The 8,676-nt window shown below is 71.1% G+C and carries 6 protein-coding genes and 5 pseudogenes; 4 read left to right on the top strand and 7 right to left on the bottom strand.

Annotation, left to right across the window (positions count from 1 at the left end; translation table 11 throughout):
* Both E0D90_RS28005 and E0D90_RS20385 read left to right on the top strand, forming a co-directional pair.
* Positions 1–563, top strand: a pseudogene (locus tag E0D90_RS28005) (hypothetical protein); the annotation flags it as partial.
* Positions 497–1,324, top strand: a complete 828-nt coding sequence (locus tag E0D90_RS20385; protein WP_130799559.1) for an aldo/keto reductase — start codon at positions 497–499, stop codon at positions 1,322–1,324. The pseudogene E0D90_RS28005 and the gene E0D90_RS20385, both read left to right, overlap by 67 nt.
* Here the strand turns inward: E0D90_RS20385 and E0D90_RS20380 are convergent.
* Positions 1,318–2,160: a hypothetical protein gene (locus tag E0D90_RS20380; protein WP_130799558.1), complete on the bottom strand. Its 843-nt coding sequence runs from the start codon at positions 2,158–2,160 to the stop codon at positions 1,318–1,320. The two genes, E0D90_RS20385 and E0D90_RS20380, sit on opposite strands and share 7 nt — an antisense overlap.
* 210 nt (positions 2,161–2,370) lie before the next feature.
* Between E0D90_RS20380 and E0D90_RS28000 the strand changes: the two are divergent.
* A pseudogene (locus tag E0D90_RS28000) lies at positions 2,371–2,601 on the top strand (transposase); the annotation flags it as partial.
* Positions 2,602–2,656: 55 nt separating this feature from the next.
* On the opposite strand, the pseudogene E0D90_RS27995 reads toward E0D90_RS28000, so the two are convergent.
* The 5 genes and pseudogenes from E0D90_RS27995 to E0D90_RS20350 all read right to left on the bottom strand — a co-directional run.
* Positions 2,657–2,962: pseudogene (locus tag E0D90_RS27995) on the bottom strand (recombinase family protein); the annotation flags it as partial.
* A 43-nt stretch (positions 2,963–3,005) separates the two neighbouring features.
* Positions 3,006–3,428 carry a YjbQ family protein gene (locus E0D90_RS20365; protein WP_130799557.1) on the bottom strand — a complete coding sequence of 141 codons (423 nt, stop codon included), beginning with the start codon at positions 3,426–3,428 and terminating at the stop codon, positions 3,006–3,008.
* 65 nt (positions 3,429–3,493) lie between these two features.
* Positions 3,494–4,256: pseudogene (locus E0D90_RS20360) on the bottom strand (SDR family NAD(P)-dependent oxidoreductase).
* The gene (locus tag E0D90_RS20355) at positions 4,253–6,235 is read right to left on the bottom strand and encodes a flavin-containing monooxygenase (RefSeq protein ID WP_130799556.1); all 1,983 of its coding nucleotides are present in this window, start codon (positions 6,233–6,235) and stop codon (positions 4,253–4,255) included. Before E0D90_RS20355 ends, E0D90_RS20360 begins: the two are co-directional and overlap by 4 nt.
* Before the next feature lie 417 nt (positions 6,236–6,652).
* Positions 6,653–7,624 carry an NAD(P)/FAD-dependent oxidoreductase gene (locus E0D90_RS20350; RefSeq protein WP_174856231.1) on the bottom strand — a complete coding sequence of 324 codons (972 nt, stop codon included), beginning with the start codon at positions 7,622–7,624 and terminating at the stop codon, positions 6,653–6,655.
* Between the two features lie 79 nt (positions 7,625–7,703).
* Between E0D90_RS20350 and E0D90_RS20345 the strand changes: the two genes are divergently transcribed.
* Positions 7,704–8,318, top strand: a complete 615-nt coding sequence (locus E0D90_RS20345; protein ID WP_130799555.1) for a helix-turn-helix domain-containing protein — start codon at positions 7,704–7,706, stop codon at positions 8,316–8,318.
* Positions 8,319–8,391: 73 nt separating this feature from the next.
* Here the strand turns inward: E0D90_RS20345 and E0D90_RS26710 are convergent.
* Positions 8,392–8,676 (bottom strand): annotated as a pseudogene (locus E0D90_RS26710) (hypothetical protein); the annotation flags it as partial.

Below are 8,676 nucleotides of genomic sequence, written 5' to 3'. Positions count from 1 at the left end.
TCGGGCGTCCGGTCGAGCGGACCTCGCGGATCGCGCGCTCACGGAGTTCATCGGGGTACTTACGTGGTGCTGGCACAGCTCGTGGTTCTCCTTACGCCTGGAAGCGTAACCCAGGCTTCAGGGACTCCACGAAGATCAGTGCAGCTCAGGCCCAGACGGAGGAACTGGCGGAAGCTGCCGAGCGTTTGATCCGCTCCCGGGGACCGGCCGCATTTTTGGCGGCCCGCGAGCAGGAATCGATCACTCCCCGGCACGTTCCCCGCCTCGACATCAGCGGGCCCCTCACCGCAGTGGTGTGTGCCACCGAATTCCCGCCCCGGATCCGCCAGACGGACGAAGGCGTCGTGGTCGAGGCCGCCGGGAAGCGGCTCACCTTCAACGCCAAGGCGCTGCCACTTCTTCGCCCGCTACTCAGCGGCCACCCCGTCCACCTGAACCAGGAAGATGCCGACCCCGTCCTGACCCGCGTTGCTGACGTTCTGACACAGGAGGGCTTGTGCGTGCCGCTGACCCCGGAATTGTCCTCGGGCTACACCGGTCTCGTCACGATCGCGGCCCTCTGAAGGCTGCCCTTGACCTCGGCATCAGCCGACTCGACACCGCCTTCAACTACCTCGGCTTCACTTCGCACACCACGCTCGCCGAACAGGCCGGCGACCTGCTCCGGCACTTCACCATCTCCACCAAGGTCGGGTTCTTCCCCGACCGCCCCGGCGGCCACCACACCCTGAACCCCGCACGTCTCCGAGCGGCCGTGGAACAGACCGTCCGGGACCTTCGCCGGCCCCCCGACCTTGTCTTCCTCCACAACCCCGAACGCAGCACGGACGGGGAACCTCTGGCTGACGCGTGCGCCGCCCTGGACGACGCCGTACGCGCCGGACTCGCACGTGCGTGGGGTGTCTCAACCTGGGACCCCCGGCCACTCCTTCCGCAGCTCGACACCACAACCCCGCGCCCGGCCGTGCTGATGATCCGCTCCGGCCTGCTCGTGCCGGGTCCGGTACTCGACGCCGCCGAGCAACTCGTTCACAGATGGAAGCCGGCCGACGTGTGGGGCATGAGCCCGTTCAACGGCTCACCTCACGACCCGGTGTGGGAGGCGGCTCGACCACAGGTCTTCCTGACCAACCCGCCGGAAGGATGCACGCCCCTGCAGGCGGCGTTCCGTGCGGCCTACGCGCTTCCGGAGGTGAGCACCATCGCCGTGGGCTCCGATAACGAAACCCACCTCCGCGAGCTGCTGGGCACCCTTTCGTGGGGCGTCGACTACGGCGTGGTGGACCGCTACCGGCGACTCCTGCGAGCACGCTCACCTCAGTGATCGACCAGCTCACCGACGATCCGGGCTGCGGCCCGCTGTGCCGGCCGCAGCTTCGGATCAGCGGGATCAGCGTAATCACCGACGATCTTGCCAAGGCAGAACATCGCCATGAGTAGCCCGTCCCTGCTCTCCAGATCCCGGCGCCGCTCCGCCCACACCCGCTCGGCCAGGTCGGGCACCGCCAAAGAATTCACCCACAGTGAGGCCGCGTCCAGGCCCAGCGGGGCCATCCCCCAGTCCTCCCAGTCGAACAAGCAGAAACGGGGAGCTGTCACGTTCGCCCAGTTCAGATCCGCATGAGCGGGCACCCACATCGAAATCGTGGTGTCGAACGTTGATGAGAACGTTCGGCGGATCGCCTCCGACACCCCAACTTGCGTCATAGTCACCGTATCCGGCGTCGCGACACGGCTCGTACTCTGCACAGCAAGCGCATCCAACGACGCGGACAACTGCTTCCACCACTCCTCCGGCAGGTCGGGGCGGACCGTCAGGGTGCCGGACTGAACCGGGGCATCGGGTAGCAGAGACGTCTCGTCCGCACGCCACACCACCTCGTCACCCTCACGCCAAGACACCCCGGCAAACCACTCCGGCATCGAGATTCCGGTCAACGCCGCAGCCGTTTCAGCGCCGTTCCATCCCTGAGTACCCACCCGAGAGACCGGCCGCCGCTCAATCCGCACCCACGTCCCGCGCTCTGTCGCGGCGCCCACAGAGCGACGCTTCCGAACCAGGGACGCACGGTCGAGGCTCACCTGGAGATACCGTTCAACCCGGCAGAGCAAGTCATCAACTGGAAGCAGCCGCAGATCGACTGTCCGTGCTGGTGTCATGGGCGTCGGACTCCTTCGGACGGATACCTGCACAATAGGTTGCTCCACGGTCACCCGGAATCAGGACCAGTCCGGCCCCTTCTGCCCTCCCGACCGCAGAAAGTGCTCTTCGGACGGCCCGCCCACCCCATCACGAAGTGGGCTTGATCCGCTTTGACGGACATGCGAGATCAGGGGTTCATCCCCGGGAGGATGTCCATCATGGAGAGCATGGGGAAGAAGAGGCCTCGACCTCGCCGTTCGTTCACGCCGGAGTTCAAGGCCGGGATCGTCGAGCTGTGCCGAGGGGGCGACCGCTCGGTCGGTCAGGTCGCCAAGGACTTCGATCTGACCGAGACTGCGGTACGGGACTGGGTGAAGCAGGCCGAGGTCGACGCGGGCAGCGAACGTGAGGGGCTGGCCGCGCTGCGGCGGGAGAACCGACAAGCATCTTCTTCTCGTCCCGCATCTTGTAGCCGGTGTTCAGGCAGTCGACGACATTGCGGCCGAGCCGGTCCACCGCTGCCGCGACCAAGCCGTCGTACGGTCCCTTCTCATCCCGGAGCCACGGGCCCAGACTGGGACGGGTCATGGGATCGGTGGCGCCGGAGACCTCCCAGTCGTCCGCCCAGCCGATGATGTGGGCCCCGACGAACGCGGCGGCAGCGAGCACGTTCTCTTGCTGGCGCTCGGGTGAAGACGTCGCCAGCTTCACGCGCGACAGTCGCCGCACTCCGAGCAGGCACTTGCCGCATCCGTCGTAGGGTCGTTCGATCGTGTTGAGGTCCGTACCGCGAATTTTTCTCTCCGTTAGAGCGCGCATCGTACGGAGAATCGGCGGCCACGCCCCCGCTGAACGATCTTGGTCAGCTGAGGAAGCTCAGCCGCACCTGACGGTCCGGGTTGTCGACGTTGGTGTCGACGAGGCAGACGGACTGCCAGGTGCCCAGTTGCAGGCTGCCGCCGATGACGGGAAGGGTCGCGTGCGGGGCCACCAGGGCGGGCAGGACATGGTCGCGGCCGTGGCCAGGGGTGCCGTGGCGGTGGCGCCAGCGGTCGTCGGGCGGCAGCAGGTCGCGCAGGGCGGCCAGCAGGTCCTCGTCGCTGCCGGCGCCGGTCTCCAGGACGGCGACTCCGGCGGTGGCGTGGGGGACGAAGACGTTCAGCAGGCCGTCGGAGCCGTCCGCGGCGCCTGCCAGGAACTCCTCGCACCGGTCGGTGAGGTCCATCACCACCTCGCGGCGGCCGGTGGTGAGGTGCAGCACGGTGGTGCGGAAGGTGTCGCTCATCCCTCCACGCTAGTACGTGTCCTCCTCCGCGCCATCGCGACATCGCGCCACCGCCAGTCGGGCGGTCAGACCGCCGACCAGCCGTCGTCCACCGGGAGCACGGCTCCGTTGACGAAGGATGCCTCGTCGGAGGCGAGGAAGACGATGGCGGCGGCCTGTTCCTCGGCCTCCCCGAGCCGGCCGGTCGTGGACCGGACCAGGCTCCCGATGACGGCCGGTCCCGTCGCCCCGGGCGCGGTGTCCACCCGGATGCCGGTGCGGGTGGGTCCGGGCGCGACGGCGTTCGCCCGGATGCCCTGGGCGCGGTATGTCACGGCGAGGCTCTTCACCAGCCCGACGACGCCGTGTGGCGGCGGTGTAGGCGGCGCCGGCCGCTCCCCCGCGCAGGCTCGCCTCGGAGGCGGTGAAGACGATCGAGCCGCGCCCGGCGGCGACCATGTGGGGCAGCGCCGCCCGGGTGAGTGCGAACGGCGCGGTCAGGTTGACGCCCAGGACCCGTTCCCACTCCGCGTCATCGGTCTCACCGAGTGCGGACATCCGGTCCATCACCCCGGCGTTGTTCACCAGGACGTCCAGGGCGCCGTACTCCGTGAGCGCCCGAGCCACCACTGCGTCCACCGCCCGCTGGTCGCAGAGGTCACCCGCGACACAGGCCGCCGTGCCCCCGGCCTCCCGTAGGTCGGCCACCGTCCGCTCCGCGCCCTCGGCGTCGATGTCGGTCACCAGGACGCGGGCGCCCAGCGTGCCGAACCGCAGCGCGGTCGCCCGGCCGATTCCCGAGGCCGCCCCCGTCACGACGACGGCGCGTCCTTCCAGTCCCGTGCTCATGAGCTGACCTCGTCCCGGTCGTCGTCGGTGTCCGTGTCGCGCGGCGTGAGCCGCGGCACGTCGTCCCCCGCCGCCCCGCCTCGTCCCGCCGCCCCGCCTGGTTCCTCCGCCGGGGCGAAGTCGCCCAGGACCTCGTCCATCCCGCCGCCGGCGCGCCAGTCGCGGAGCAGCGCATGGAAGGCCACGGGGCCGTCTCCGAAGGACTCGCTGCGCGCCCGGGGGCTGCCCTCGTTGTTGTAGTAGCCCGGGGTGCACTCGGCCTGGAAGGCGTACAGGTCGGGGGCGTTGGCCCGGATCACGGCCACCCACGCGTCCTGCGCCTCGGGGGTCGGCTCGATCCGGCGGGCCCCGCGCCTGCGGGCCGCGGCGATCACCTCGGCGACGTGGGTGGCCTGTTCGTCCAGCACATGGGTGTAGTTCACGGCGGCGGCGTTCTGCAGCGGCCCGAGCTGGAAGAGGTTGGGGAATCCGTTGCTGTAGAAGCCGTGGAGTGTGCGCGGCCCCTGCCGCCACGCCTCGGTGAGGGTGACCCCGTTGCTGCCTCGCACGGGGAGCCGCCCGGAGAGGATGCCCGAGACGCCGACCTCGAAGCCGGTGGCGAAGATGACGCAGTCGACCTGGTACTCGGTCCCGCCGACGACGACCGCGCCCTCGGTCATCCGCTCGACGCCGTGGGTGTCGGCGGTGTCGACCAGCGTGACGTTGGGCCGGTTGAAGGTCTGCAGGTAGTTGTCGCTGAACGTGGGCCGCTTGCACATGTAGCGGTACCAGGGCTTGAGCGCCTCGGCGGTGCCGGGATCGGTGACGATCGCGTCGACCCGCGCGCGGATGGCGTTCATCTTCTGGAAGTCGGCCAGCTCGTAGGCGCGTTCGCGCTGCGCGTCCGGCAGCTCGCGGTAGCTGTCGCTGGGGACGAGCTTCTGCTGGAGCCGGGCACTGCTGGTCCAGCCGTCGTCGACGAGGTCCTCGTGCTGCCTGCCGCCCGTGACCAGGCTGAGGAAGTTGTCCCGGCGGCCGCGCTGCCAGCCCGGTGTCAGGGATGCGGCCCATTCCCGGTCGGTCGGGCGGTTGCCTCGGCCGTCGACCGAGGAGGGTGTGCGCTGGAAGACGTACAGCCGCTCGGCGGCGGCGCCCAGATGCGGCACGCACTGGACGGCGGTCGCGCCGGTACCGATCACCGCCACCCGCTTGTCGGCGAGGCGGTGCAGATTTCCGTCGGCGTCGCCGCCGGTGTAGTCGTAGTCCCAGCGGCTGGTGTGGAAGGTGTGTCCCCTGAAGGTCTCGATGCCGGGGATGCCGGGGAGTTTCGCCTCGCTGAGAACGCCGCTGGCCGTCACCACGTAGCGGGACCGGACGCGGTCGCCTCGGTCGGTCGTCACCAGCCACTCGGACTCGCGCTCGTCCCAGGCCAGTTCGGTCACGCCGGTGCGGAAGCAGGCGTCCCGGTAGAGGTCGAAGGCCCGGCCGATCGCCATGGCGTGCTGCCGGATCTCCTCCCCCGGCGCGTACTTCCACCGCGGTACGTGGCCGACCTCTTCCAGCAGCGGCAGGTAGATGTAGGACTCGATGTCGCAGTGGATGCCGGGATAGCGGTTCCAGTACCAGGTGCCGCCGAAGTCGGTGCCGCGCTCGATCACCCGGATCGACTCGAGGCCGGCCTGCCGCAGCCGGGCACCAGCGAGCAGGCCGCCGAAGCCGCCGCCCACGATCACGACGTCGACCCGGTCCTGGAGCGGCTCGCGCGCGGCGCTCTCGTCCCCGGCGTACGGGTCGTCCGCGTAGTAGCCGAACTCGCCGGTGGCGCCCCGGTACTGGCGGCTGCCGTCGGGGCGGATACGACGGTCCCGCTCCGCGCGGTAACGGGCGCGCAGCGCGTCGGGGTCGAAGCCGAGGACGGCGACGTCGGGGAGGTCCGTACCGGTCGCGCGTGCCGTGCCGGTCGCGCGTGCGGTGCCGGCCGTGGTGTGGGGGTCGGACATCGGCGTGCTGCTTCCTCTCGGCGGGCGCGGCCGGGGCGTGGGGCGTGTCCGGTCGCGGCGTGGGGTGTCCGGTCGGCGGAGTGCGCGCGTGCGGAACGGGACGGGACGGCTCGGATGACGGCGCCGGGGCCCGAAGGACCCGACAGGTACCCGTCGGCGGGCAGCGGCCAGGGCCGGGGCGTGGGCGGGCCCCTTGCCAGCTGTAGTCAATCGGACACAGTGCGAGTAAGTCAATCACTTGACTTAAATGCGATGCCCGCCCCTGCCACCACCTCTCCCACAACACCCGTTTCGCAGCGGCGACGGATACGAGAACCGGCCATTTCGCCACCGCGCGGCATGGGGCCGCTCACACCCTTCCGTACCGGCACAGCGCGTGAGCCCGCCCGGCGACCGGGCGGGCTCACCGCCGGACGCTCAGGCCCGTGCCGTCGCCGCCGCGACCGCACGGTCCGTCTCCTCGGTGACCAGGTCCGCGTTGATGTGCGCCCCCGCCGCCGCACCGGCCGCCGCGGAAGCCCCGACCTGGGCGGTGAGGTCGGTGACGTTGCCCGCCACCCACACACCGGGGACGTCCGTCTGCCCGGTTGCGTCCGCCGGGATGAACTCGCCCACCCCAGCCGGGTGTTCCACAGCCCGCAGGCCGACCCCGTCGAGCAGGGCGGCTCGTGCCACCATCCGCGAGGCGACCGCCACCGCCTCCCGGGCCACCACCGCGCCGTCCGCCATCCGCACTCCGGTGAGTCGGTCGCCGTGGACCTCCACGGCGGCGACGGTTCCGTGCACGATCTCGATACCGCGGGCCGACATCCGGCTCGCCTCCTCCTCCGTCGGGCGGGGCCGGTCGTGCGTGAAGTAGACGATGTTCTCGCTCCACTGACGCATCAGGAGCGCCTGGTGCACCGACATCGGCCCGCTGGCCAGGACGCCGATGGACCGGTCCCGCACCTCCCAGCCGTGGCAGTACGGGCAGTGGATCACATCGCGGCCCCAGCGCTCGCGCAGCCCGGGAACGTCCGGCAACTCGTCGACCAGTCCGGTGGTGACCAGCAGCCTGCGGGCGCGCACCGTCCGGCCGTCGGCCAGTTCGACCACGAACCCGTCCTCCGGGCCGCCCGGGCCGCGTACCGCGCTCCGCACCTCGCCGGACACCACGTGCCCGCCGTAGCCGCGCACCTCCGCGCGCCCCCGCTCCAGTAGTTCCCCGGGCGGCATGCCCTCGCGTGCGAGCAGTCCGTGCACGCCGTCGGCGGGCGCGTTGCGCGGCTCACCCGCGTCGATCACCACCACACGGCGGCGGGCCCGCGCGAGCATCAGCGCCCCGTTCAGTCCGGCGGCGCCGCCGCCGGCCACCACCACGTCATAGCTCTCGTCCAGTCGATCGGTCACCGTGACCACCTCCACGACGACCTTGCGCCGCTCCGACCGCCATGGCAAACATCATTGCCGGTGTGGCAACCTGATGGTCATGGACAACGACCTGGACGAGGCACTGACGGCGGTCGGCCCGAGGCTGCGGGCACTGCGCCACCAGCGGGAGGTGACCCTGGCCGAGCTGTCGGCCACGACGGGGATCTCGGTGAGCACCCTGTCCCGGCTGGAGTCGGGCGGCAGGCGCCCCAACCTCGAACTCCTCCTCCCGCTGGCGCGGGCGCACGGCGTGACGCTGGACGAACTGGTGGACGCGCCGGCCACCGGTGACCCGCGGGTCCATCTGCGCCCGGTGAGCCTGCACGGCATGACGATGCTGCCGCTGACCCGGCGGCCGGGCGGCATCCAGGCGTACAAGCTGGTGATCCCGCCCGGGCGGAAGCCGAGGGAGCCTGATCCCCAGACCCATGAGGGGTATGAGTGGCTGTACGTCCTCAACGGGCGGTTGCGGCTGGTCCTCGGCGAGCACGACCTGGTGCTGCCGCCGGGTGAGGCGGCCGAGTTCGACACCCGCGTCCCGCACTGGTTCGGCAGCGCCGACGACCAGCCGGTGGAACTGCTCAGCCTCTTCGGCAAGCAGGGCGAGCGCGCGCACCTGCGCGCCCGCCCCACGCCCCGGAAGGACGACGAGCCGGACACCGAACCGGACTGACGGACCGGCCGTCACCACGGGGCGACGCCCGGCCACCACGCCCCGGGTGGAGGCGGAATCCCAGGGCCGAGGGCTACCGCAGCGGCTCTGAGAAGAGCGGCGCGATCCGCGCCTCCCGGACGACGAGTTGGCCGTGCGCGTCGAGGTCCTTGGCGAGGGAGGCGTCGCGTACGTCGGCCAGGCCGGCCGGGCCGGATCCGACGGCGAGGCTCACCAGGGACAGGAGTGCCGGCACCGCGAGCGCGGCCAGCAGGCCGCCGGTGAGGAGCGCCGGCCGGCGTCCGGCGGGCCCGTTGGGCGGCTCGGGCTTCGGGCGGCGGGCGTGCCGGCCCGCCGCCCGAAGCCCGAGCCGCCCAAC

The sequence above is a fragment of the Streptomyces otsuchiensis genome, from assembly GCF_004305975.1.
Lineage (GTDB): Bacteria > Actinomycetota > Actinomycetes > Streptomycetales > Streptomycetaceae > Streptomyces > Streptomyces otsuchiensis.
Note: the sequence above shows the minus strand (reverse complement) of the source record. Positions and strands in the feature narration are given on the sequence as shown.

Excerpts from the sequence above, each read along its gene's own strand:
- E0D90_RS20380 (WP_130799558.1), bottom strand. The coding sequence starts at position 2,160 with ATGACACCAGCACGGACAGTCGATCTGCGGCTGCTTCCAGTTGATGAC.
- E0D90_RS20365 (WP_130799557.1), bottom strand. The coding sequence starts at position 3,428 with ATGAGCGACACCTTCCGCACCACCGTGCTGCACCTCACCACCGGCCGC.
- E0D90_RS20355 (WP_130799556.1), bottom strand. The coding sequence starts at position 6,235 with ATGTCCGACCCCCACACCACGGCCGGCACCGCACGCGCGACCGGCACG.
- E0D90_RS20345 (WP_130799555.1), top strand. The coding sequence starts at position 7,704 with ATGGACAACGACCTGGACGAGGCACTGACGGCGGTCGGCCCGAGGCTG.